General features: G+C 39.2%; 18 protein-coding genes and 1 pseudogene. 6 read left to right on the forward strand and 13 right to left on the reverse strand.

Annotation, left to right across the window (positions count from 1 at the left end):
* Positions 1-84: 84 nt before the first annotated feature.
* Together NPUN_RS39140 and NPUN_RS44130 are read left to right on the forward strand one after the other, a co-directional pair.
* Positions 85-1,095, forward strand: a pseudogene (locus NPUN_RS39140) (IS701 family transposase).
* 168 nt (positions 1,096-1,263) lie between these two features.
* A complete protein-coding gene (locus tag NPUN_RS44130) occupies positions 1,264-1,398 on the forward strand; it encodes a hypothetical protein (RefSeq protein WP_272913973.1) in 135 nt (44 codons plus the stop codon).
* Here NPUN_RS44130 and NPUN_RS16180 read toward each other — a convergent pair.
* Both NPUN_RS16180 and NPUN_RS16185 read right to left on the reverse strand, forming a co-directional pair.
* Complete coding sequence (locus NPUN_RS16180; RefSeq protein ID WP_012409629.1) at positions 1,395-2,213, reverse strand: response regulator; 819 nt, start codon at positions 2,211-2,213, stop codon at positions 1,395-1,397. The genes NPUN_RS44130 and NPUN_RS16180 overlap by 4 nt on opposite strands.
* Positions 2,214-2,274: 61 nt before the next feature.
* A complete protein-coding gene (locus tag NPUN_RS16185; protein ID WP_012409630.1) occupies positions 2,275-3,414 on the reverse strand; it encodes a PAS domain-containing sensor histidine kinase in 1,140 nt (379 codons plus the stop codon).
* Positions 3,415-4,052: 638 nt separating this feature from the next.
* On the opposite strand from NPUN_RS16185, the gene NPUN_RS16190 reads away from it, so the two are divergent.
* The 3 genes from NPUN_RS16190 to NPUN_RS16200 are packed head-to-tail and all read left to right on the forward strand — an operon-like array spanning position 4,053 to position 8,797.
* Entirely contained in the window at positions 4,053-5,750 is a 1,698-nt protein-coding gene (locus NPUN_RS16190) for a helix-turn-helix domain-containing protein (RefSeq protein ID WP_012409631.1), read from the forward strand.
* Positions 5,751-5,787: 37 nt separating this feature from the next.
* Positions 5,788-7,989, forward strand: coding sequence for a CHASE2 domain-containing protein (locus NPUN_RS16195; RefSeq protein WP_012409632.1), 2,202 nt, complete (start codon positions 5,788-5,790; stop codon positions 7,987-7,989).
* 40 nt (positions 7,990-8,029) lie between these two features.
* The gene (locus NPUN_RS16200; protein WP_012409633.1) at positions 8,030-8,797 is read left to right on the forward strand and encodes a DUF928 domain-containing protein; all 768 of its coding nucleotides are present in this window, start codon (positions 8,030-8,032) and stop codon (positions 8,795-8,797) included.
* Between the two features lie 138 nt (positions 8,798-8,935).
* Here NPUN_RS16200 and NPUN_RS16205 read toward each other — a convergent pair whose 3' ends face one another.
* The 11 genes from NPUN_RS16205 to NPUN_RS16255 all read right to left on the reverse strand — a co-directional run bounded on the left by NPUN_RS16205 (position 8,936) and on the right by NPUN_RS16255 (position 23,374).
* Complete coding sequence (locus tag NPUN_RS16205) at positions 8,936-11,485, reverse strand: CHAT domain-containing protein (RefSeq protein WP_012409634.1); 2,550 nt, start codon at positions 11,483-11,485, stop codon at positions 8,936-8,938.
* Positions 11,475-15,302 (reverse strand): two-partner secretion domain-containing protein, encoded by a 3,828-nt coding sequence (locus NPUN_RS16210; protein WP_012409635.1) that lies wholly within the window; start codon positions 15,300-15,302, stop codon positions 11,475-11,477. The genes NPUN_RS16205 and NPUN_RS16210 overlap by 11 nt, the downstream gene beginning before the upstream one ends.
* Positions 15,303-15,474: 172 nt before the next feature.
* The gene (locus NPUN_RS16215; protein ID WP_202947543.1) at positions 15,475-15,825 is read right to left on the reverse strand and encodes a Nif11-like leader peptide family natural product precursor; all 351 of its coding nucleotides are present in this window, start codon (positions 15,823-15,825) and stop codon (positions 15,475-15,477) included.
* Positions 15,826-15,918: 93 nt separating this feature from the next.
* Complete coding sequence (locus NPUN_RS16220; protein ID WP_148220436.1) at positions 15,919-19,257, reverse strand: type 2 lanthipeptide synthetase LanM family protein; 3,339 nt, start codon at positions 19,255-19,257, stop codon at positions 15,919-15,921.
* Positions 19,258-19,554: 297 nt separating this feature from the next.
* Positions 19,555-20,682: a quinone oxidoreductase family protein gene (locus NPUN_RS16225; RefSeq protein ID WP_012409638.1), complete on the reverse strand. Its 1,128-nt coding sequence runs from the start codon at positions 20,680-20,682 to the stop codon at positions 19,555-19,557.
* A 117-nt stretch (positions 20,683-20,799) separates the two neighbouring features.
* Entirely contained in the window at positions 20,800-21,168 is a 369-nt protein-coding gene (locus tag NPUN_RS16230; RefSeq protein WP_012409639.1) for an NHLP leader peptide family RiPP precursor, read from the reverse strand.
* A gap of 57 nt (positions 21,169-21,225) precedes the next feature.
* On the reverse strand, positions 21,226-21,630 hold the full coding sequence (locus NPUN_RS16235; protein ID WP_012409640.1) for an NHLP leader peptide family RiPP precursor: 405 nt from the start codon (positions 21,628-21,630) through the stop codon (positions 21,226-21,228).
* A 101-nt stretch (positions 21,631-21,731) separates the two neighbouring features.
* Positions 21,732-22,088 (reverse strand): NHLP leader peptide family RiPP precursor, encoded by a 357-nt coding sequence (locus tag NPUN_RS16240; protein ID WP_012409641.1) that lies wholly within the window; start codon positions 22,086-22,088, stop codon positions 21,732-21,734.
* Between the two features lie 57 nt (positions 22,089-22,145).
* A complete protein-coding gene (locus NPUN_RS16245; protein WP_012409642.1) occupies positions 22,146-22,541 on the reverse strand; it encodes an NHLP leader peptide family RiPP precursor in 396 nt (131 codons plus the stop codon).
* A 103-nt stretch (positions 22,542-22,644) separates the two neighbouring features.
* On the reverse strand, positions 22,645-23,001 hold the full coding sequence (locus NPUN_RS16250; protein ID WP_012409643.1) for an NHLP leader peptide family RiPP precursor: 357 nt from the start codon (positions 22,999-23,001) through the stop codon (positions 22,645-22,647).
* A 19-nt stretch (positions 23,002-23,020) separates the two neighbouring features.
* Positions 23,021-23,374 (reverse strand): NHLP leader peptide family RiPP precursor, encoded by a 354-nt coding sequence (locus tag NPUN_RS16255; protein WP_012409644.1) that lies wholly within the window; start codon positions 23,372-23,374, stop codon positions 23,021-23,023.
* A 388-nt stretch (positions 23,375-23,762) separates the two neighbouring features.
* On the opposite strand from NPUN_RS16255, the gene NPUN_RS16260 reads away from it, so the two are divergent.
* A complete protein-coding gene (locus NPUN_RS16260) occupies positions 23,763-25,214 on the forward strand; it encodes a PDC sensor domain-containing protein (RefSeq protein WP_012409645.1) in 1,452 nt (483 codons plus the stop codon).
* Positions 25,215-25,222: the final 8 nt, after the last annotated feature.

Genomic DNA, 25,222 nt, shown 5'->3' on the forward strand with positions numbered 1-25,222 from the left:
TAGAAGTCGCTGTCTTGGAAGCAAAGCATGAAATATTCATGAGAAAATAGGTAGAAGTTGTATTAGATAAATTTGCTAACGGTAATGAGATTTACTAAGCTTAGTTACTGCCAATACTTATTAAGTAGTCAAATTAATTATACAATTACCAATTTGGCAGAGCATTTAGAGAGTATTAGTCATGATGCCATTAACTATTATTTGAAAAGAGAGAAATTAACACCTCGTTTACTATGGGATAACGTGAAAGACCTAGTTGAACCTGATGACAATGGTTACATAATATTTGATGATAGCGTTTTAGATAAAAGGTATTCTGAAGAAATAGAAATAGTCAGAAGACAATATAGTGGTAATGAGCATGGTGTCCTTAAAGGCATTGGTGTAGTTAACTGCGTGTATGTCAACCCTACACTTCAAAGATTTTGGGTCATAGATTATCGAATTTTAATCCTGATGTCGATGGCAAAACTAAGATAGACCATGTGAAAGACATGCTCCAAAGCCTTATGTATCATAAGTTTTTACCATTTGATACTGTTTTGATGGATACATGGTATGCGGTACACAGTTTAATGCTATATATTGATAGCTTAGACAAAATTTATTATTGCCCTTTAAAAAATAATCGTTTAGTTGATGATACTTTTGATAAAAAAATATAAACGGATTGAATTATTAGAATGGAACCAAGAAGAATTAGACTGTGGTAAAATCATAAAAATTAAAGGGTTCCCAGCTAATAAAAAAGTGAAACTATTCCGGGTTACTGTTTCTACCAACAGAACGGATTATGTCGCCACTAACGATTTATCTCAAAGTTCCACGGATGTTGTACAAGAGGTGTGTAAAATTCGTTGGAACATAGAGGAGTTTCACAGGGAAATTAAACAACTAACTGGCATTGAATCTTGTCAGTGCCGGAAAGCTAGGCTTCAAAGAAATCATATTGCTTGTGCAATGTTGGTTTGGGTTAGGTTAAAGAATTTAGCCTATAGAACTGGCCAAACTATCTATCAAATCAAGCATAACTTGCTTTCTAATTATTTAATTCAGCAACTGAAACGCCCAAGTATTCTTATGTGCTTGGTTTGATTTAAATTGTCGCGTGTCAAGGCTGCGCCCTGCCCGCTATTTGTGCCAGTTGCGTAAGTCCTGCCTTTTATTCAGAATACTCGGAAAGTGACAGAAGAGGGGTATTTGTCGCCAAGAAGAAAAAAATAGAACTCAAAAACGTCACAGTAATTTCTGGGATAGGTTTATATGGGTCAAAATTGGATAGTAGCTTGGCATGGGTGTCAAGCCTGGGTCGAGGAAATGGTCGGTTCCATTCGCAATAAGCAGGCATATTATCAGCGAGGTTTAAGGGCTATGAAGCTTATACAGCAAGCACTTTAACTTGCTTGTCGCCCCTTGAAGATGTAGTGTCTGCGATTTACTTTACGCCACGCCTGTGGGCTAGTTCCATAATATTCACGAAACTGACGAAAGAAGTGATTGATACTGCGATAGCCTAATGCAATAGCAATCTGCTGTATTGACTCGTCTGTTTTCAAAAGTAAGTCGCGTGCAGCTGTTACGCGCCGCCGAACAATCCAGCGATTTAGCGTTTCTCCAGTTTGATTTCTTACTAGCCCGGTCAAGTACGCTGAAGAAAAACCCAAGTACTTTGCTACATCGCGCGAACTAATGGATTCATGATAATGAGTTTCAATAAAATTAAAGATTTTTTTTAGCTGAGGACAAGTAGAAAAAAGCAAAGAAAAATTTGTGAATTCATCTGTCTGATCAGATGTAAACTCTGAGATCCTCTGAGATTCAAAGGCAAACCATTGCTTGAGAATTGCCTGTTTTTTCAGTTGAGCCGCGATCGCTCCTAGTAATTCCTCTGGAGTAAAAGGCTTGATTAGATAGTCACTCGCTCCTAGTGCCATACCTTGGCGAATCTCTGCTTTGTTGCTTTTACCAGTTAAAAAGATAAAGGGAATAACGGCGGTAGTTGGATTTTGGTGTAGCGTCTTCAAAACTCCATAACCATCTAGTTCTGGCATCATGATGTCGCAGATTGCTAAATCAGGCCGATGTTCGTGTACTTTTTGAACACCAATCCGACCATTTTTAGCGCTCATTGTTTCAAATCCTTCGCTTTCTAAGTAATCTAACAACATTTCTCTCGTTAGCTGCTCGTCTTCGATAATTAATACTTTAATCATATTTTTCCTCGCTCTCTCTATTGATTGGGCGTAAATGCAGATACTTTTGGCTGACTATTTTTTACGGGAGCGCGATACTTGCGGTGGGCAAAGCCAACGCAAACTCAGTCCCTACACCAATTTGGCTTTCTACTGTAATTTGACCACCGTGGATATCCACAAGCTTTTTCACAATGGCTAATCCCAAGCCATGACCTGGTAAGTCTTCAACATTTTTACCTCGATAAAATGGTTCAAATAATCTCTCTCGATCGCCAGGTAGAATACCAATACCTCGATCTTTAATCCGAAAAATCACCTTTCCGTCTTGGTGGTAAACGATAAAATCAACAATGCCACCAGAAGGAGAATATTTTAGCGCATTTTCAAGTAAATTCGTGAGAATAATTTGAAGCATAATTCTATCTAAGTTTGTAGACAAACAATCGTCTTGACAGCGGAAATTGATCGAGTTTTGGTAGCTTTCATTTGGATATAATTCTGCCAAGAGGTTACGGCAAAACTGAAAAATATTAAGTGGCTTTGGATCGAATTTGAGCTTTCCAGCTTCTGCTCTACCGATAATCAAAACTTCATCGATTAACAAACTCAGCATTTCGACTCCTTTTTGAAGTCGATTTACATACTCTTGGATTTTTTTCTTACTCCAGTCATCGCTATGACGTTTTAGCAAGTTTGTACAAAATGAGATCGCATTTAGTGGAACGCGCAATTCATGAGAAACCATTGAGACAAGCTGCACTCTATTCTGCACCAGTTCTTTTTCTCGTTCTAAAACTTGTTTGTACTTGGTAATATCTACTGCTGTCACCAACTTAGCTGGCTTTCCGGCAAATTCGATCGCTTTAACTGAATAGTCTAGCCAGCATTCTTCACCATTTTTGCTTAGTAACTTAATTTCTTGATATTGAGGAACAGTACAGCTATCCTGATGAATTTGGATCAGTAGAGTTGAAGCAGCTAGGAGGCAGGAGGTAGAGGACAGTTTTCCTTTTGCCTTTCTTAATAAACCGATATGGATTAGCAATTCTTCACAAGAATACCCAAACAGACAAGAGGCTGCATTATTGAAATAGAGAATACTCCCATCCGATCTTATTATAATAATTGCTTCCGATACACAGTTCATCAATGATTTAGTTAAGCATAAGTCCTCTTCTTTTATTTGCTTAGAATGTAACAGCAGATTATTAAAAACCATCTTTTTAATTCCTGCAATGAAGGTTTGATCGAAATAAAGATGGAGCTAGCAGCATATACAGCAGTTTGCAAATATGTAAGACTTAGACAAAAAACCTTTGAAACTATAACTCCTCTGCGGTGAGCCTCTTCTCTAAAAGATGCTTTGCAAATACGTCTAAGTTTATTGCGCGACCTCTGCGTAAGCCCTAAGATGGACAGAATTAGAAGTCGCTTATTACCTAGTTAATATTTACCATAACTTAGTTAATAACACAACAAAAATTAGATTAATTGATTAAGGTTAACCAAAGATTAACTTAAGTTAATCTTTGAAAAAAAATTAAAAATGTGAGTCAACAGATATTTTTAGCTCTCATCAGCATCACAGAAGGCTAAAACTAAAACTCAATTCAGTGACGTGATCGCATCACTAAAAATAAGTCGAAAATCCCCTTAAATAGACTATTCTGGAGATTTAACACCATCTTCTCGACGAACCTAAACGATAGTAGTTCTCGTGATAGAGCAAAAACTTATTGTTGGTACAGCCGCCAAGTGGTAGCATAAAATTAAGGATGTTCTGTAATAAGTTCATATAAATAAAGTTAATACAAAAGTTAACTTATAATCAACTAGTTTATATACTCTTAAGGGTCGATGAATTTAGAAGAAGTAACAAAAACTATAGATAATGTAGTTTTCGCTAACACAGGTCGGCACTTGAGAGATGTCGAAGCTGTTGTGTTGAAAGGAGCTTGGCAAGCTAAAACTTACGAACAGATTGCCGAAACTTGTGAATATAGCCTGAATTACATCAAACAAGTAGCCGCCCCCAAGTTTTGGAAATTATTGTCAGAAGTCTTGGGAGAGAATATCAGTAAAACGAATTTTCGATTTATCATTGAGCGACAGTGGGGAGGACAGACAGAGAAAATATCATCTTCCCTTGAATTGCAGAATTCTTTATCAGCAGGAAACATAAATAATATAGATGCAAGCCTACCCTTGGAAATCAGCAATGAGCTAAAAAGTCAAGATTGGGGTGAAGTACCAGAAATAAATACTTTCTACGGGCGCACTCAAGAACTTGCCATGTTAAAGAAATGGCTCGTAAATGATAGCTGTCGGCTAGTAGCAGTTGTTGGGATGGGCGGAATTGGCAAAACAACCCTGTGCGTACACAGCATTCACCAAACACAGGATGAGTTTGAGTTTGTAATTTGGCGAGATTTAAGGAGCGCTCCATCAGTCAGCAAACTATTGGCTGAACTGACACAATTTCTTTCTCCTCAGTCAAAAAATTATTTCACAGAAGAAGACATCGACGCTCAAATCTCTGATTTTATTGGTCTTTTACGCCAACACCGATGTCTAATCGTTTTAGATACAACGACGGTAATCCAGCAAAGTAGTCATTTTGCGGGGCATTATCGAGAAGGATATCAAACTTATGGCAAACTCTTAAAACGATTAGGACAAGAGTCTCATCGCAGCTGCTTAATGTGGATAGCTCGTGAGAAACCGCGAGAAATCGTTTTGATGGAAGGAGAAAATCGTCCGGTTCGCTCTTTATATCTCAAAGGGTTAAACTCGCAAGCAAAGGAAATCTTCCAAGAAAAGAACTTGTTAGATCCGAATAGTTGGGAAGACTTGATTCAACTTTATCGAGGTAATCCCTTAGCTTTAAAAATTGTTGCTAGTACGATTCAAGAATTGTTCGGTGGGAAGGTTTCTGCTTTCCTGAAGCAGGAGACTATAGTTTTTGGGGAACTTAACGATATTTTAGACGAGCAATTTGAGTGCATATCGGCTCTAGAGCAAGAAATTCTCTACTGGCTGGCCATTGAATGCCAACCGATTTCCTTATCACAGTTGCGTGCAGATATTTTAGCGCCTGTGGCTCAATCAGAATTAATCGAGGGTTTAGAATCGCTTTTGAGGCGATCGCTAATTGAAAGAACTGTGGCCCAAGAGGAAGTCATCTTCTCACTTCAGCAGCCTGTAGTTTCTCAATACGTCATCAACCAAATATGTGAGCGGATTTGTACAGAGATTCAGGAATTTAGTAAAAACCATAAAATTGAAAAAATTGAGCTTTTGAAAACTCTAGTCTTAGTTAAAAAAACACAAGACAATGAAGCGATCCAAGATATGCAAACCCGCTTAATCTTAAAACCCATTAAGAACCAACTATGTAAAATCTTAAGAGATGAAAGTCTGATTTCAGAACAGTTAACCAAAATTCTCTCCTTATTACAAGGAAAAACTGCGCTAGTAGTCGGGTATGCTAAAAGCAATATTGAAAGTTTACTTTTAGAACTAAAATTGGATCTGGGCGATCTCAGTTACCGATAACAGTTAATCCCTTTTTTCCAACCTCAAACGTTCAAACATGAGCTACTGTATCAACCCCTGGTGCCTTCATCGCAAAAATTATGACGATCGAGAGTTTTGCCAGAATTGTGGCTCTAGTTTGACGATCAACGAGCGCTATCAAGTAATTAAGCCCTTACGAGAATTAGATAAAAATCACCACACAGAAATTTTTGAAATCGATAACTTAGGAACCATAAAGGTTTTAAAAGTTTTAACAAGCAATCGACGGCGCTTGATTGAACTGTTTGAGCAAGAAGCCAGAATTCCTAAGCATTTGAAGCATCTAGGAGTTCCGCAAGTCGATACTTATTTTTGTTTTTCTCCTAAAGACAGAACCGAACAATTGCATTGCTTGGTAATGGAGAAAATTCCCGGACAGAATCTCACTCATTGGTTGGAGGAAAATAAAGTACTATCTGAAGAACTGGCAATTAATTGGTTATTACAACTCGTCAAACTATTAGAAGGATTCCATCAAGAGCAAATTTTGCATCGAGATATTAAGCCATCTAATATCATGCTTCGTCCCGACGGAAAACTGGTATTGATTGACCTTGGTGCAGCAAGACAGATGACTATGACTTATGTCGAAAAACTACAAGGAGGTGACATTACCAGAGTTTATTCTATGGGATATACAGCACCAGAGCAAATGCAAGGTCAAGCTGTTTATCAATCAGATTTTTTCGCTCTAGGGCGGACTTTGGTAAATTTATTGACAGGTATACATCCTAATGAATTGCCGAAAGATCCTCAAACCGAACGGTTAATTTGGCGAAATCAAGCACCTCAGATTTCCACGGGGTTGGCAAATTTAATCGACGATTTGATGACACCATCGCCCCAAGAGCGACCTCTAGAACCACAGATAATTTTAGAGCAACTTAGGGTAAGGCAAGAACAAGACCGCCAGATTAATGAGTTAAGTGGAGGGCAAAAAAAATTATTCTCAAGAGAGAGAATTTTTGCTGTAAGTAACTTTAGTAGCATTTGGGGGAATTTTTGTAAAGTAATTATTCTGAGTTTAGCAATCGCCTTTTTCGTCATCGGTATCAGATATGTGGGACTACTCCAACCCTTTGAGTTAAAAACTTTCGATCGCGTGATGGCAATCCGACCAATAGAAAAACCAGATCCGCGCCTTTTGCTGATCACTATCGATGAAGCTGACATTCAATATCAAAATCAGATGCAAATGCCGATCCGATGGTCTTTATCCGATCTGGCACTCCTGCAACTTCTAGAAAAACTGGAGCCATATCAACCAAGAGCCATAGGCATAGATATCTATCGTGATTCCCCAGTCAACCCCAAATATCCCAATTTAGCAAATCGCCTGCGCTCCGACAATCGCTTTTTTGCTCCCTGTAAAGTTCCTGCTCCTGAAGATGGTGTTGCAGATGCTATTCCTCAACCTCCAGAAGTGCCAAAATCACGCTTGGGCTTTAGCGATTTTGTTGCAGACGATGACGAAATTGCTCGTCGCCATCTCTTACATTTAACTCCTCCAGTTGCGTCTTCTTGTGCCGCAGAATACGCCTTGAGTCTCCAGATAGCGCTCCATTATTTAGATAGAGAAGGCATTAAGCCAAATGTTACTTCAGATGAGCAATTACAAATTGGCAAAGTATTATTTAAGCAATTAACCGCTCATAGCGGTGGTTATCAACACATAGATGCATCAGGATATCAAATATTGCTTAATTACCGTTCTCTACGCTCTCCTGTAGATATTGCCCAGCAAGTCTCTCTCAGGGATATTTTAGAGGATCGGGTTACTCCTGAATTCATCAAATTAGTCAAAGATCGCATAGCGATCATTGGGGTCACTGCTGTCAGTGCTGCTGATGACTGGAAAACTCCCTACAGTGCTACAGCGCTTCCCGCTCGGAGAGAAATACCTGGAATGTTTGTCCAGGCTCAGGCCATCAGCCAGATTCTTAGTGCAGTTCTGGATGGGCGACCTTTAATTTGGTGGTGGCCTAGTTGGCTAGAAGCAATTTGGATTTGGGGATGGTCGTTGCTGGGTGGTATTCTTGCTTGGTATATTCGTCGCCCGTTGTATTTGGGACTGTCAGTTGCGATCGCACTATCCTTTCTATTCGGTATTTGCTGTATTATATTTTTCAACGCTGGATGGATACCACTTCTTCCACCTGCATTAGCACTAGTAACTATCCAAGTAGTAGTTGTATCATTAGTTCGACCGACTCGCTGATCCTGATTTAGTAAACGTCAAAAATTTTAGGTTTGAAATTATGACTGAGAAGAGACTACTTCTTAAATCGATCGGCCTGAGATATATTGTGCCTTTAGCGATCGCTAGTCTAACAATTTTTTCTTTACCAATACAGGCGCAAGTTATACAACCGAAATTACCTGACAACGGAGCGCCTATCGGTCGCCGCAGAGGAGGAACTAGTCGCAATGATTGTCCAGCAGTCAACATTCCAGTTACCGCCTTAGTTCCTGGTAAAGAGGCTTCGGGTGATTCTCAAGATTCTGCATCTTTTTTAGCATCAACCATCTCCGAACATCCGACATTTTGGGTCTATACCCCAGAGCTACCAAATAATGCTCGTTCTGGAGAATTTATATTACAAAATGAAGTCGGAGAAGATATTTATCAAAAGTCTTTAACCCTACCTCAAACAGCATCATTTATTGCTATTAGTCTGCCATCCAGCCCTAAATATTCTCTACAAATAGGTAAAAAGTATCATTGGTATTTCAAAATATATTGTGGAAAACCAGAACCAGAAACGGGATATTTTTACGTTGATGCCTGGATAGAAAGAATTGCTCTGACAAACGATCTCGATCTCAAGTTAAAGATGCAAAAATCTCTGAAGTATATCACTTACTTTGAACAGAATATTTGGTATAATGCACTGACCAATTTGGGCGAGCAAATTCGTAGTAATTCACAAAATAATAATTTTAAAACTGATTGGGTTAACTTTTTAAAATCTATTGACTTGCAAGATATTAGCCAAGAACCTGTAGTGATAATTGATAAGTTGTAAACTTTAGAATCTTATGGGGTGCGTTAAGGCTTTAGCCTAACGCACCGAAAATCTTGGATGGTGCGTCAGCCTACGGCATAACACAATCTGCAAAACTGAATTCTGAATTCTGAATTCTGACTTCTGAATTCTGATTTATTAAAGCCAGTTTCCTATCAAAACGAAACTTGCCCAAAAATAAGGACGTTTTTCTTTTTTCAATAGAGCTAATTGGGCTTGACGAAGTGCTTTAGCTCTAGTCAATCCTTTATTTAATTCTCCGTACAACTGATGCATGATTTCACTAGTGGAAAAATCATCTATTGACCACAGGCTTGCTACTGTACTCTCTGCTCCTGCCTTAACAGCAATTCCAGCTAATCCTAAAGATGCTTGCCGATCGCCCACAGCAGTTTCGCACGAACTTAGGACTAGTAATTCGATAGAATTAGAACCATTTGAGTTATTTTGCTTGAGGAGATCGACTAAATCTTCGATATTGAGCAGTTGATCCCAAGTGAGAATGAAGGTTTTTTCAAGGTTAGAACTAAATTGACTGTGAGTAGCCAGATGAACGACAGAAAAATCAGTCGTTCGCAATTTATTTTGCAGGTTTGTTTTAGTAAACTTGCTATCCAGAAGTTCTTCACTTTTGGGTATATCAACCTGGATGCGGGCTAACTCTTTTTTAACATTAGTTAGTGGAGCGAATTCTCGACCTTCAATCGTGCGTTTCTGACTGACTCCAGCCGCTAAAACCTTAATTTTTGAACTGCTGCGTAAAGGTTTTGGTTCTAGAAGCTGCAAACCTGGTGCTAGAGCGATCGCATATTTTTCAATTAAATATTTCTCTTGTTGGGCATCGTATAAAACTGACATAGGAATGTTACGCAGAGAACCATCTAACACAAACACCAAAGTTTCTATATTGCTGTTTAAATCTGCTTCTAAAGGACGGATCAACCAATCATATAGCTGCTGGGAGAGATGTTTGACTTTAGAAGTTTGGGTAACATCAGGTAGATATTGTTGTAACTTACCAATAGTACTTTCTACCTCCTCTTGAGATATGGTAGTTGCATAATAGTGAAGTTCCTCCTGCCGAGGCAGCTTCAGAATAATGGCTAATTGTTTCTCCAGAATAATTGGATAGATAACTGCTGCCGTGGAATCATTTTTATCAACAATTCGATCGATTTCTACTCTCGGCTTTAAACAAGGTTCTCGAAGAAAATTTTCTAGTTCTGCTAATTGTAAAGATTCAATGGTAGTCCGAGCTTTTTGAAGATTATTGCTTTTGACATTAGAACTTCCCTGCGTTTGCAAGAGCGATTCGACTAGCTGCCGATAGACAGGTTCTACTTTTTCTCGAAAAGAAAACTGCATCTGAGAATTCATTGCAATCATATCGAGACGCAGAGATTGTAAGCTCACAATAGCTGCATCATAAGCTGCGATGGCTGCGCCAACGTCTCCGACGAACGCACCTTTGATGTCTCCTTGAGCTTTTAGGATATGTCCTAATTGCCATTGCCACTGATAGGCTATGTCAGTTGCTTGGATGGCTTGAGCCGAAAAAAGTGCTTTTTGGGTAAGGGTTAGAGCTTCTGACAACTGCTGGTTCTGTTCATAAAGCCAACCAAGATATCCAAGGGCATAAGATTTAGCCCGCTCATCGCCCAGGCTTTTTGCTTGTTGGAGAACTGCAATCAACTCTTTGGCAACATCTTTCAATTCAGGAGTATTAGTACCAGAGTATTGATTGAGACAAACTAGACTTTGAGCAAAATTAATTCGAGCGTAAATTGTTGTTTGAGTGGTAGGCAAGTCCTTGAGTTTGGATTCAATTTGTGGTATTAGACTCTGGGCTTGTATTAGCTGATTAATCTTCAGCAGGAGACTAAGGTGATTGAGTTGTGCTTGCATCCTAGTTTCCGCAGAAATGGATTTAGTTGCTGCTTGCTCATACAGTGAAGCCGCTTGCTGATACGACGCAATTTTTGCATCATCTTTGGCTTGCTCGCCACAATTTAAAGGACTTGAGTTTTGTTTATTGATTCTGCCCTGTTGAATCTGTATGTTATCACCTAGAGTTCGTTGAGCATTACCCAGGCTTACCAAAATAGCACTCTCGGTGCTTGGCGATGGTAGTTGCCGAGCCAATTGCAAACTTAGGTTTAAAACTTTTATTGATAAATTTGGGCGATCGAGTTTTTGCAGGACATCCCCAAGACTGCGTAAGCCATTGGCTTTAATTAGAGAGTTTGGTTTTGCTTCTAGGACTTGGAACCAATCATTTTGCCCGCGATCTTTGTTGTTGTCTTGGATTAATCTGCGACAGTCAAGCTGAGTAATTTTAAAGGCTTGGAGGATCTGATTGCAAGCTTTCAGATCCAGTCCGTTGGCTTGCATGGCTCCAGCAACGTTAATTAAACTTTGAGTCTGGCCTTCTTCATTCCCCGACCGCTTGTAGGCATTGGCTGCCTCTTGCCAAATATTTGCCGCCGCATCAAATTGTCCAGCTTCGTAGAGATTTTTGCCTTCAATTGATAATTTTGCAGCCTCTGTTGCTGGTTCTTTGGCTGCTGCTTGAGGTAATAACATTGGAATGTTTACGAATAAAATTATGCCTACTAAGACAAGGGCAATCATTTTGATCGGCTTGACTAAGGTGCGGCGATCGCGTTTTCTAGTTTTTCTAATTACCATGACAGATACCTGGCTTTATCCCAAAACTAGAAGCCTCGGAAGTTGCAGAGGCAGTCAAAATAACTCGTCCTTGTCCATCGAACCTCCAGCTATTTGCTTCTAACGGGGGTGTGGAAGCGACATCTGGGGATTGGTTTTGTTTTGCGGTATTGATAGGGTTTTCATCAACTGCGATCGCCGGTACCCTTAAGGCTTCTCCTGGCTGTGGAGGTAATCCGCCTCGTCCTGTCACAATAAATTGACTTTCTGGTTGATTTGTGCTGACTCTACTCGCCGCACACCCTTGACTAATTAACCCACTCACATCAACTAGATTTGTAGGCAAAGCGACTAACTCTTTTCTGATATCTGCATTTTGGATATTGATTACGATTTCGCCATCGAGCAGGGGATTTTGTTGAGAAAAGGCAGTAATATCGCTAAGTGGAGTGAGGTTTTCGCGCTTTTCGATCCCAAAAATTCCTTGGGTAGTAATTTTGATTAAACCACCTTTGCCTTCAAAAGCATTAGCTGTGATATCGCTATTTTCTTTAGGGACAGCGACTAAAAATTTTGTGTTGATATCAATATTGCCACCATTACCTCCAGCCCCTTCTTGTCCTGCTGTGGTAGAAATACTGCTATTATTGCGTAGCAGTAGTATGTCTCGCACTTGCAGTTGAATATTACCACCTTCACTACTAACTGTATCTGCTAATAAATCGGATTGTCTTCGCAGAGTTAGGGAACCAGTTGTAATTCTTAAATCGCCTGCATTTCCTTGGCCTTTGCTGTTGACGGAAATTTCAGAGTCATTAGTGAGATTTACAGAGTCAAAAGCCTCAATTTCGATATTTCCACCTTTTCCTTGTTCTGATGTACTAGCTGCGATCGCAGCTTTATCGCTCAGTGTTAACTTAGAGTTAGGCATCATTAAGTCAATCTGAATATTTCCTCCATTCCCTTGTCCAAAGGTACTGGCGCTCATAATGCCTCCCTGTGCCAGAGCTAGGGAATCTGCTTTGATATTAATGTCACCGCCATTTCCAATTGCAGATGATTCCGCTTCAGTAGTGATTCCAGTGCCAAAGCCATTGCTGTCTTCACCATCCACTCTGACAGCACCTCTCACATCCACGGAGACATTGCCAGCATTTCCGTTTCCCAAGGTACGAGCATTCAAAGAACCTCCCCGTGTAAGATTCAGGGAATTCGCTTTGACATTAATATCGCCACCATCTCCAATTGCTGATGATTCCACTTGGCTGAAAATAGCACTGCCAAAACCATTGCTATCTACACCGTCAAGAATGACAGCACCCTTCGCATCCACTGAGATATTGCCAGCATTTCCCCTTCCTGAAGTACTGCTACTTAACTGATTTACCTGCCCTAAAGTCAGAGATTCTGCTGTAATATTAATGTCGCCACCATTTCCAACTGCTGATGATTCCACTTCACTGAAAATAGCGCTGCCAACGCCATCGCTATCTACACCGTCAAGAATGACAGCACCTTTCACATCCACAGAGATATTCCCACTATTTCCTTCTCCAAAAGTAGTGGCACTCAAAGAAACTCCCTGTTTTAGAGTTAGGGATTCTGCTTTGATGTTAATATCACCACCATCTCCAATTGCCGATGATGTTACTTGACTAGTGATAGTGCCACCAAAGCCACCGCTATCTACACCGTCAAGAATGACAGCACCTTTCACATCCACAGAGATATTCCCAGCATTTCCTTCTCCAAAGATGGCGGTATTCAAAGTACCGCCATGTATAATACTCAGGGATTCTGCTTTAATATTAATATCGCCACCATTTCCAACTGCTGATGGTAAAATTTGACTGCTTATTCTACTAGGATAATTCTCGCTGTTGCTAACTACACCATCCAGGGTGACGGCACTACCCACGTCTACAGAGATATTCCCGCTATTTCCTTCTCCAAATGTACCAGTATCTACAAATCCACCCTGTGTAAGACTCAGGGATTCTGCTTTGATATTAATATCGCCACTATTGCCAATAGCCGAGGGTGATACTGCACTCCTGATTCCACTAACAAATCTAAAACTATCTTTACCGTCTAGAGTAACAGAACCCTTCACATCCACAAAGATATTCCCACTATTTCCTCTTCCCAAGGTACTGCCACTTATTAAACCTCCCCGTGTTAGAGTCAGGGAATCTGCTTTGATATTAATATCGCCACCATTTCCAACTGCTGATGATTGCACTTGATTGGCGATTAAACTAGGAATGCCATTGCTATTTACACCGTCCAAACTGATAGCACCCTTCACATCAACGAAGATATTCCTACTATTTCCTTTTCCTAAGGTACTGGCAGTCACAGTACCACCTTGGGTTAAAATCAGCGATCGCGCCTTAAGATTAATGTCACCACCATCTCCAATTGCCGATGGTGCGACTAGACTCATGATTCTACTAGGAGAGGTAGAGCTATTTTCACCATCCAAGGTGACGGCATCACTTACATCAACGAAGATATCCCCACTATTTCCTCTCCCTAAAGTACTAGCACTCAAATAACCGCCCTGTGTTATTTTCAGAGACTCTGACTTGAGATTAATGTCGCCACTATTTCCAACTCCTGATGGTTGTACTTGATTAATGATTCTACTAGGAGATGTAGAGCTATCTTCACCGTCCACCGTAATAGCACCACTCACATCAACCAAAATATTCCCACTATTCCCTTGTCCCAAGGTGCGGGAACTCAACTGACTTCCACCAGTTAAATTCAGTGAACCTGCTTGAATATTAATATTGCTACTGTTGCCTGTAGCATTAGGACTGACTTGGTTAGTAACACTGCTGGATTGACTGATGGATATAGCTTGTGTGGCATTTAAGCTAATATCGCCTACTGTTGTTGTTGGTGTTCCCAAACCTGCTGCGATGCCAGCATTAAGAGAACTACCTTCACTAATATCTATATTTTTGCCATGAAGTGCGATCGCACCACCTGAATCACCCGCAACATTCACAAAAGCTTCTCTGAGTGAAATATCGCCTCGCACAACTTCATCAGGAAATGTCAGACTTTGGTTATTTAGATTCAACCCAATCTCCCCCTGACTAGCTACACCTCCTAATTCCACTCGACCACCCAAAGCATTTAATCCGCCTGTATTTAGTACGTTTCCTCCCACCAATAGCAAGCTTTGACTATCAGCAACCCTCAAACCAACTACAGGGTTGTTAGCGCCATCAACTCCGGCTGAAGCAATGGAATTGTTTTCGATTGGCCCTGCACCAATTTGATTAAAAAATAAAGCTGAGGGTTTAATTGTGAGTAATAATGGGGTTTCTGGGGAAGATGCACTAAAAAAGCCCTGATTGCCAAACTTGATGGCGTTGGCTGATGTCGCTACAAAAGAACCCTTCACATCTAAAATTGCATTTTTTCCAAAGATAATTCCGTTGGGATTAATCAAAAATAAGTTTGCTTTTCCTAATACTCCTAATTTTCCGAGAATTTCAGAGCGATCGCTACCTGTTACTCTACTTATAATGTTCTCAATCCCCGCAGGATTGGTAAAATATACAGCCTTTCCTTCACCAACGTTAAATTCTCGAAAACTATGGAATAGGTTGATGCCTCGCTGCGCTCCACCATCTATATTTTCTATGGGAAGACCATCCGAATTATTTATGACTTTGGAACTTTCAATATTTAGTGTATTGTCGGGGACAATTTTACTCTGGGCGCAGGTTCGCTCTCCTGATGAAATAACAAGTGTTTCAATTAAAGCTAGGCAAATTGCTACTTTTATATTTTTCATCCAATGCCAACAGATGTGACTCATAGGCTAACTACTCTTATTAAGATGGATTGTACCAGTTTCGGGGTAAATACATCTCAAATTTTTAAATTCATAAATGAGCAAAGGGAAAACTTTAGTATGAACAACAGTATTAGCTTAAAACACTACAAACAATATTTTGTCAAGGGAGTTTAAATATATTTTCTATAAAATTTTAGGTTAAATACACATTAAAACTATCAAAAAAATGACTCATTGAGATAGAAGATTTTCCATCAGGAGAAATAAGTCTGTGCAATCCGCCGCCAACAATTTCTTGTAGATCAGTTTCGCTTAACTCGTTATTGATTGCTGCGGACTCCAAAAGCTCTGCCTTAGCAAGGTTTAATTCATCGGGAGTATAATCAAAACCACCAGCTTGCAAAATTTGTCTCCGTTCTTGCTGATTAGCCGTTTGCTCCAATTTGGTTCTGAATTCCTCATCTACTAAGAGCTTAGTGTAGAGTGCTTTTGCGCTTTGAATAGACATTTTAAAATTTTTATATTTTCTATTAGGATTGTTCAATACATATCTCTATAAATTAATTATGCGTATCCAAAAATGTTTGGTAGGCACTATTTATAAATAGTACCTACATTATTTTCAATCCTGTGTTTGTTATTGCCAGAGTAGTACTGAAGGGAGTTTGTTGGGATAGAGAAGTCTTAATAGTTCATAGCCAATGCCAGCAGTTCCTTGACTAAAGCCGGGATGATAGACTTTAAGAGGTAATTTAGGAAGCAGTTGGAAAGAACCAGTGATCGCACTTCTGTGCAAAACTAGAGATGTCTGCAAGCGAGCAGTTTCTAGAAGTTCTAGACGGGAAAGCTGTTCAGCTGCTACTAGCAGCACTTCAACATCAGCAAAATTACCACAGCAGAGGTTATCTAATGCCTTTAAGCTTGGCTGCTGTATTTTTGGTAAAGAGGTTTCTATTTCCTGGCGAATTTCTTCTGTATTTAGAATACTCAAGCTTGCCAAACGAGCCAGAATAATACCAGGTAAACCATGACACCAATTAGCTAAGGGTGATAATTTGTCTGCTGCGATCGAGCAACTTTGCTCGTAAGCGATCGCTTCTTTGGCTGCTGACAGAAAATCTGAGTTTTTAGCTATTGCATACAACTGTAGCAAGGCGTAGGCAATGCCAGCTATACCCTGAGAAAATCCTGTTAAAGGTTCTCCCTCGGCGTTTGTCCAAATTTTATAACCTGTATCTGTGGTAACGCGCCGATCTAAGAGGTAATTTCCCCATGCGATCGCTTGTTCTAAAGTGTCAGATTCTTGAGTCACTTTATACAAAGCTAATAAGCTAAGAATTGTTCCCGCAGCACCCTTTAGAAGACCTAATTCTTCCTCAACAGTAGTTGCATCTACTTTTAGCCAAGAAGCTATTTGTTGAGCATCATTAATTAGTTTTGGTTCAGATAAAAATCCCGCAATTCGAACAAATGTATAGACAACAGAGGCTAATCCTGTAGCGCCTCCCATCCCCATCTGTTTGATTAAAGCCTGTTCGAGTTCGGGATCTCGTTCCTGAAGACCTTTGCGTAAAGACTGTAAAGTTCCTAATGCTAAATCGCCAAATTCAGCTTTGTTTGTAACTGATGCTAATGCTGCTAAAAATAAAGATACGCCGCAATAACCATTATAAAGATTATGGGCTATTGGTCGCAGTTGAAAATACTGCCCCTGAAAATCGTATGTCATCCCCAGCCAAGCAACAGTATTATTACTCCCATAAATAGCTCGCTGCTTAATTTCTTGGGCGATTTCTATTACCCGATCCAAAATAGCTTCTTCACTCAAATGAATTATTTCGTCGAGGTTTGGAGTAGTGTTTGGTAAATTTGATAGGTCTAATTTCTCAAAAGTCTGACTTGAGTAAAACGAACTCAGAATAATACTAACTTGCTCGGCTAAATTAACATCATTTAGTTCTTTCAAGCGAGTAATTACATCATTGTAACTAGAAGTTTCAACAAATTTATCAATGGTTGTGTCTGAGTTGATAATAATTGCATTACTATCTGAATAAGCACTAATATAAGGAATATCAAGCTGTTCTAGAGCTTGTTTTTCTGGTGCTAGCATTGGCCAAGAAGAATGTTTATCCTTTAAAGAAGTAAAACCTACAGCCAAAACATCTAACTCAATACTGCGGTCTGCTCCATCTCGAAGATATTTAGGATGCAAGGAATTCTGTAAAAGCGTCGAATAAAGTTGAGTGCTGCGAAGCACAAGACGGACTTTTTGACCAGTAAATGCCGCTATGGGACTATCAGGTGCTAAGAGCGCTTTTTGATGTTGGATGAAAAACTGGTACATTTGTTTAAAGCCAGCAATTAATTCTTCTACATGCTTGCTTAAGGATGTATCCAGATTTTCTCCAAAGGGTTGATTATTGTTTTCTGATAGTAGATTGCATTCTTCTTCGCCTCTGGTCATACTATCTGTATTAATATCTACCCATTTTTGCATTCTGGCAACGATTTGTTTATCGTTAAAATCTCCCAGTCCACAAAAATCAAGATTTACTAAATCATTAGTTTGTTTATAGTTAAATACCCTCACTCCTGGTAAAAGAGCAGTAGCGATAACTGAATCAAAAAGTTTTTCATTTGCTATTAATATAGCTTCAGGACTGTCTTCTCTCATCCAAAGACCGTGATGGAAGAGTGTTTCTAAATCTACTAAAACTGGTTGTTCTCCACAAGCAATTAAGTTTTCACAATGACAGTCTGTTCCTTTCAATGTGTAGACTATAGCCAAGATCATCCCAGCCCGTTGATAATAATCTTTGACTACCTGTTGGTTTTCACATGGTAATGGGTTCACGAATTCTATCCAACCGTGACTAGAACAGTTGATAATCTTGAGGGTTTTGAGAGGTAGAGCAATCCCTCGTTGATTTATCCAAGAAATAAATTCAAAATAAGCCTGTTCTAAACCAAGGTTTTTCGGCTTGTAAACTAGTTTTAAGTTTGAGGTAAACTTGATAATGATTACCGAGCGTCCGCAATTGTGTGGATCGGAAAACGATGACTTGATATCAACGACTTGTCCTAGTTCTCGATCGCTTTGAAAGGTTTGCTGAATTTCATCCCAGTCTGAAGCTAATCTGAGAATAAAATCTGCGGTAGCTTCAATCCAAAAGTCTGTAGCGATCGCTGCTAATCGAGCTAGTACGCTGTATTCTTGAAAGAATGCCAGCAAACCGTCGCTCAGTAAGCCTTTAACAAACTCTACATACTGCTTTCTAGAAGAATTACCTTGCAGTTGTCCGATTAAACGGACTAACTGAGAGCTTTTGTAAGCACGAGAAATTGAGAATTCTAAATCCAAGGACTCGACAAACAATTCTGTTAGTTGTTTTAACAAACTTCGTCCTATTTGGATGCTAGCAGCCTGTGATAAAAGTTGGTAGCTAGAGCCTACCCGCTCGATTAATTTCTGTTTTGCTACCTCAACAAATGGTAAACAAATCTCTTCAAAAGGTAATGGTTCTTCAGGATCTAAATATTGGTATTGTTGCTGCTTGTCTTGAGAAAAAACGTCCTCAGCTATGGAGCCAGCAATTTCCATTGCTTTTTGCAAAGTGTCTGTCCAACTAGGTAAATATTGTGTATCTGCTAAAGCAACACTACCTAATGCAAAGCGAACTGAATCTATCTCTAGATTATCCCAACTTAAGCGCTTGATAAAGCTTTCTTGGTCGCCTTTAGCAACTATCTGACACCATCTTTCCAATCGGGAACCAATGACATAATGCTCTTTGTCTAATTTATTAGGAATAAAAGTTTTGCCGAGGCGCTCTGAAATTGTACTAGCTTTCTCGACAATTTTAATCAAATTATATTCAGATATTTTACAGGGTAATCGGTCTAGTTTTACTAGCAATGTTGAAGTGCGATCGCTAGATATATTTAATTCTGGCGTTGCTATTTCATTGAGCATATTTATATGACCGAATAAGGAAAAAGTTAAAAGGTGAGCCATTGCGGTGGACGGGTTCCCCGGCATAAAGCATAAGGCGTTAGCGACCTAGAAGCGTCATCCGAAAGGCAAAAGAAAGAAAAAGAAAAATGGTTTGAATGCGAACAGCTTTGCCGCAGTCTAGCCCCTACATTTATGTATGAAACGAAGTCAAAATATCTGTTTCAAGACACGATATGCTTTGAAACAATACGTCCTTATCAATCAAATCCCCTAAATTTATTTATGGGGATTATCTTTTTAGTTTTTACTTCTTAATTACTCGTACTTATAGACTACTTTGCCAAATCTATCTTTTGCGTTATAGGTTCGCTCGAAGAAACCTTCTATATCTTTGCCAGTAAAAACAGAGTCAATTACTACATTTAAATGGCCTAAAGCATAGTCTTGAATAGCATTTTTGAGGTCTTCGGTTAAACCAAGACAATTACCAATAATTTGAAGATTTTTGGTCATAACCGATCCCATAATGTGGTTAGTATTTAATGAAAATGGAGTAAAGCTTTGATTAATTAATTCAAAGTATTGATCGTATAGTCCACAGGTTATGTACTTCGCTCCGATCTTCATTAGTTCAACGGACTGTCCTAAATAGAGATCGAAAAAGGGATCGAATACACAATCAAATCCGCCTGTTTCTGCAACGATGTTTTGAATTGACTGATTTTCTAGTAAACTGTTAGGTTTTGACTCGACTAGAATCACCTTTTTGACTCCCATCGCTCTGAGTTCTTCCTCAAAAAGCCTTGAGGTACTTGTGGCATAAATATTCACGTCGTACTTTTTCAAGGCATTAATTACAAACAAGGAAGTATTAGATTTAGCTGCGGTAACTAAAATATTAGAGCCTTTTGTTGGATTAAACTTGCGAACGATGCTGTAGCTTGTTTGCCCTCCAATACTAAAAGCAGCAGCAATTTCATCTGACATTTCTAGAGGTATTTTTATTAACTTGGCTTGATGAAATACCTGATATTCTTTTGAGGCGTGGTTGCTAGGTATGCCAGGAAATGCCTCTAGTGCGTCTGATTCTGGATAGGCATTATTAGCAATAACTCTATCGCCAACTTTTAATTCTGTTACTTCCGAACCAGTAGCAATAACTTCGCCAACAAAATCTGAACCAACGACATAAAACGTATTTTCAGGTGCTTGTTTAGTGATTCTAAAAATAATACTCTTGTCGCGGTAATTACAGGAAAAAGCTTTTTTCTTAACTAAGACTTTAAATCGATTGCTTACGGCATTTCGATCAAAATAAATATTTTCGGTACGAAGCAAGCCACAACGAACAAGAATACCATTCATATCTATGGTTTTTACGGAATCTTGTCCAAGGATTAAATTTTCAACTTCGTTACTGCAAATTGCAATATTTCTCATCATAATTTATCATTAGAATCTATTTCAAAATTAGCCAATTATAGTTTCTAGAATGGCAATTCAATAATTCTGGAAGAAACTCTCCCCCAACCCTACCAAGGGCTAGGGGGTTAGAGTTTTCTATCTTCTAATTTGGTGACTCGCTAAATAACTAACACTTACTAGAAGCCCGCTCAAAGCTGAACTGATGAGTTTGGGATTACCTATTACAGCAGATATACCACCTCCAGCGATTGCCTGTAGTTGTTCTTCAGACAACTCTTGCATTATTGCTGTCGGACTTAAAGGGAGTACGAAGTATAAAGAAGTAGGATTTTCTTGCAGTACTTGCACAGTTACATCAGCAGGAAATTCCACTCCAAATTCCCGCTCAATTACAGCTTTGGAATTGGTTAATAATTCTTGCTTGTAAGATTCATCTTTCCAAGCTTTGGCGATGATGCGGGCTTCGATGTCTTGGCGTGTTTGTGCTTGTTCTTGTTCGCTCATGTTCTGAATCTCCTGAGAATTAAAGTTTATGAACACAAATCCGATCGGATTGCCATATTAGAGATGTACGCTTGAAGCGCCTATAGAGGCTCCAGTGACTAAGGCTGTTACTGAGACAGCAGCTCTCGTGATTATATTTGTGTTTTGTTTAACGGTATTTTTGACAATCGCTACGGTCACGGCCGAATAATTTACACCAGCAGCGAGCGCTAGTAATTCCTCTTCAGATAATTCTTGGGCGATTGCTACCGGACTAATTGGTAGTACAAAATGCAAAGAGGTAGGATTCTCTTCAAGGACTTGCACGTTAACATCAGCAGGAAATTCCACTCCAAATTCCCGCTCAATTACAGCTTTGGGATTGGTTAATAACTCTTGTTTGTATGCTTCATCTTTCCAAGCTTTGGCGATGATGCGGGCTTCGATATCTTGGCGTGTTTGCGCTTGTTCTTGTTGAGTCATGTTCTAAATATCCTGAGAATTAAAGTTTATGGACAAAAATCTCATCAAATATCGGCTTAGATATCGCTTGTTCTTGTTCACTCATATAAACTTTGAGACAACTATTTTGTGAGTCTCTTTAATGTGTCAACAAGAGTGATTGCTAATCCGACTGATAATGCTCCTTTCGCAAGTTCTACTCGCCAGTCTTTACCCCCTGCGATCGCTTCGAGTTGCTCTTCAGATAATTCTTGGGCGATCGCTACTGGACTAATTGGTAGTACAAAATGCAAAGAGGTAGGATTCTCTTCAAGGACTTGCACGTTAACATCAGCAGGAAATTCCACTCCAAATTCCCGCTCAATTACAGCTTTGGGATTGGTTACTAACTCTTGCTTGTACGCTTCATCTTTCCAAGCTTTGGCGATGATGCGGGCTTCGATGTCTTGGCGCGTTTGCGCTTGTTCTTGTTCGCTCATGTTCTAAATCTCCTGATAATTAAAGTTTATGAATACAAATCCGATCGGATTGCTATATTAGAGATGTACGCTTGAAGCGCCTATAGAGGCTCCACTGATTAAGGCTGTTGCTGAGACAGCTGCTCTGGTTGTTTTGTAGTTTTTAACAAGGTTTGCTGATATTTTTGTTAGCTCTTTTATTTGACCACCAGCAGCGATCGCTAGTAATTCCTCTTCAGATAACTCCTGCGCGATTGTTACTGGACTAATTGGTAGTACAAAATGCAAAGAGGTAGGATTCTCTTCAAGGACTTGCACGTTAACATCAGCAGGAAATTCCACTCCAAATTCCCGTTCAATTACAGCTTTGGGATTGGTTAATAATTCTTGTTTGTATACTTCATCTTTCCAGGCTTTGGCGATGATGCGGGCTTCGATGTCTTGGCGAGTTTGCGCTTGTTCTTGTTCGCTCATTTATCTTTCTCCTTTGTGAATTTTGTAGTTAGTGATACTTGACTTTCAAAGTTAAGATAACTCTGAGGTTTTTAGGATTGAAACCACTTAAAGCTGTCAGCCTTTATCTAAGTGTTTTCACAAGTGAGTGTCGTATGGGCAAAATGGGATTTATTTTTGCGGATGCGTTTGCAGATGCGAGAGTTGTCATATAACCACCAGCGATCGCTTCTAGTTGCTCTTCAGATAATTCTTGAGCGATCGCTACTGGACTAATTGGCAGTACAAAATACAAAGAAGTGGAATTCTCTTCTAGGACTTGTACGCTAACTTCAGCAGGGAATTCCACTCCAAATTCCCGCTCGATTATAGCTTTGGGATTGGTAAGCAATTCTTGTTTATACCCTTCATCTTTCCAGGCTTTGGCAACAATCCGGGCTTCGATGTTTTTGCGAGTTTGCGCTTGTTCTTGTTCGCTCATTTTCCTACAATATTTAAACTTACTTTTTAGTTAATTTTTTCGTAGCTTTTACGATATCCCCTGTAAAAGGTGTTACTCCTACAGCAATCGTAATTAGCCCACCTATAAAGCCTCCAGCAACCGACTCAAGTTCTTCTTCAGATAACTCTCGTCCTTCTATTTGCGGCAGAATTGGGAGGACGAAGTACAAAGAAGTGGAATTTTCTTCGTATACAGACACATTCAATTCAGCAGGTAATTCTACTCCAAATTCTTGCTCAATGATGGGTTTGGGATTGGTTAAAAGCTCTTGCTTAAAAGCTTCATTTTTCCAAGCTTTGGCGATAATTCGGGATTCGATGTCTTTACGAGTTTGCGCTTGTTGTTCGCTCATATTACCTTACCTTGAATTACGGTTTATTGGTATTGTCTCTGTGTCAAATACCTGAGAGATAAACTGGTTTTTTTCTCACCCCTGTAGTTAATCATGGGTTGAATTCAATTTCAATTAACAATTTTTAGTTAAAACTCATCTTTTTTCGTTTCATTTTTTTTAGGACAGAAAGAAAAAACTACCTATAGAGGTCAAATGCAAATAACTAGCCATAGCATAGTTGTATTTTGCCCTTAGCGATCGTTAGCATTGATAAAATCCACATATAGAATCTAAAAAAAAGTTACTCTGAAATTAAAAAAGTGTAATTTGTTGACAACGGCGCTCTGAAAAGTGGTAACTTACAGAAAAGTTTTAATTTAATAATGAAACAAAGTATATATGCAAGATGCAGTCTAAATTCATCAACTTAAATCGCTTACTTCAATTCTTAAATCCTTTGGCGTGGTCGATTACCGTAAAGCTCTCAATAGCCTTTCTATCAATAGCGATTTTACCTATGAGCTTTGTTGGTTATTACAATCTCAAAATGAGTACAGAAAGTATTGAAAATAGTGAATACTACAAGTTGCAACTGATTGCCACGAGTAAAGCCAATCGCCTCGATCAGTTGATTATCGATAATCAAAACACTATCAAAAATATAGCTACAGACTCTAGAGTGGGAAATTTTGTTAAGGCTGCACCTCTAAATCGGGAAAATTCCCGTTCGGAAGCGCAAAAAGTATTACAGAGAGTTGCTAACACTCACCCTAATTACGATCTTGTTTACCTTATAGATAAAAACGGTATATGTATAGCTGCTACAGAACTTTCTTTAATTGGACGGAACTACGCTTTTCGAGAGTATTTTCAACGAGCGATCGCCGGGGATGCTTTTGTTTCTAGTATCTTAATTGGTGTGACAACCAAACGAGAGGGTGTATTCTTTACTTATCCCGTATATTCTGAAAGTGGCGAAGTTTTGGGAGTAGCAGCAATAAAAATTACGGCAGCAGATATTTGGGCTGTGATCAACTCGGTAAATGAATCTAATATTACTTCTTTTCTGGTTGACGAACAAGGAATTATCATTAGTCACTCTAATCGAGAGTATCTCTACAATAGCCTAATACCTTTACTGCAAGACAGCCAGAAAAAGATTGCCGCCGAAAAGCGTTATGGTCGCGATGTGATTAAAAGCTTAAATATTCCAGAGTTGAAAGTGATGCTCAATCCTGAAACATCGGGGCATACTAGCTATTACTCACCGATAGAAAAGAATTACCAGATAGTTGGTTATGCTCCTCTACAAACTCAATCGTGGGTCGTGGGGGTTAGCAAACCCAGAGTGATATTCATGGCTCCGATAAATCTTCTCTTCGAGCAAAATATCACCTTTGTTTTGGGAGCAGGAGCGATCGCAACAATTGTTGCGCTCACATTATCTCGAACTATTAGTAAACCTATTAATATTTTAATAGCTGCATCTCGAAGTTTAGAGCAAGGAGATTTTATTCACCATGAATCTAATTTATACAGAAATTTGCTCAAGACTTCTCGCACTCAAGATGATATGGGTCAATTGGTACGGGTATTTATGAAAATGGCAGAAGAAGTGAGAGTGCGAGAGCAAAAAATGGAACTTCAGATGCAAGAACTACGCATTGAAATTGATGAAACTAAAAAAGCTAATCAGGTAGCTGAAATTACCGGAACACAATATTTTCAAGAACTCCAATACAAGGCAAAAAAACTGAGAAATAGAGCAGAAGTTAGAGATAAAACTCCAATAGATTATTTACATAATTTGCAAAAGAAAGTGCAAGCTCAAAAAGCTCGGTTACAAGTCGGTCGATAAAATTGGAT

The organism is Nostoc punctiforme PCC 73102 (assembly GCF_000020025.1).
Lineage (GTDB): Bacteria > Cyanobacteriota > Cyanobacteriia > Cyanobacteriales > Nostocaceae > Nostoc > Nostoc punctiforme.

Bases quoted from the DNA above. Each gene is read 5' to 3' on its own strand.
- NPUN_RS44130 (WP_272913973.1), top strand. From the start codon at position 1,264: ATGGGTCAAAATTGGATAGTAGCTTGGCATGGGTGTCAAGCCTGGGTC.
- NPUN_RS16180 (WP_012409629.1), bottom strand. From the start codon at position 2,213: ATGATTAAAGTATTAATTATCGAAGACGAGCAGCTAACGAGAGAAATG.
- NPUN_RS16185 (WP_012409630.1), bottom strand. From the start codon at position 3,414: ATGGTTTTTAATAATCTGCTGTTACATTCTAAGCAAATAAAAGAAGAG.
- NPUN_RS16190 (WP_012409631.1), top strand. From the start codon at position 4,053: ATGAATTTAGAAGAAGTAACAAAAACTATAGATAATGTAGTTTTCGCT.
- NPUN_RS16195 (WP_012409632.1), top strand. From the start codon at position 5,788: ATGAGCTACTGTATCAACCCCTGGTGCCTTCATCGCAAAAATTATGAC.
- NPUN_RS16200 (WP_012409633.1), top strand. From the start codon at position 8,030: ATGACTGAGAAGAGACTACTTCTTAAATCGATCGGCCTGAGATATATT.
- NPUN_RS16205 (WP_012409634.1), bottom strand. From the start codon at position 11,485: ATGGTAATTAGAAAAACTAGAAAACGCGATCGCCGCACCTTAGTCAAG.
- NPUN_RS16210 (WP_012409635.1), bottom strand. From the start codon at position 15,302: ATGAGTCACATCTGTTGGCATTGGATGAAAAATATAAAAGTAGCAATT.
- NPUN_RS16220 (WP_148220436.1), bottom strand. From the start codon at position 19,257: ATGCTCAATGAAATAGCAACGCCAGAATTAAATATATCTAGCGATCGC.
- NPUN_RS16225 (WP_012409638.1), bottom strand. From the start codon at position 20,682: ATGATGAGAAATATTGCAATTTGCAGTAACGAAGTTGAAAATTTAATC.
- NPUN_RS16230 (WP_012409639.1), bottom strand. From the start codon at position 21,168: ATGAGCGAACAAGAACAAGCACAAACACGCCAAGACATCGAAGCCCGC.
- NPUN_RS16235 (WP_012409640.1), bottom strand. From the start codon at position 21,630: ATGACTCAACAAGAACAAGCGCAAACACGCCAAGATATCGAAGCCCGC.
- NPUN_RS16240 (WP_012409641.1), bottom strand. From the start codon at position 22,088: ATGAGCGAACAAGAACAAGCGCAAACGCGCCAAGACATCGAAGCCCGC.
- NPUN_RS16245 (WP_012409642.1), bottom strand. From the start codon at position 22,541: ATGAGCGAACAAGAACAAGCGCAAACTCGCCAAGACATCGAAGCCCGC.
- NPUN_RS16250 (WP_012409643.1), bottom strand. From the start codon at position 23,001: ATGAGCGAACAAGAACAAGCGCAAACTCGCAAAAACATCGAAGCCCGG.
- NPUN_RS16255 (WP_012409644.1), bottom strand. From the start codon at position 23,374: ATGAGCGAACAACAAGCGCAAACTCGTAAAGACATCGAATCCCGAATT.
- NPUN_RS16260 (WP_012409645.1), top strand. From the start codon at position 23,763: ATGCAGTCTAAATTCATCAACTTAAATCGCTTACTTCAATTCTTAAAT.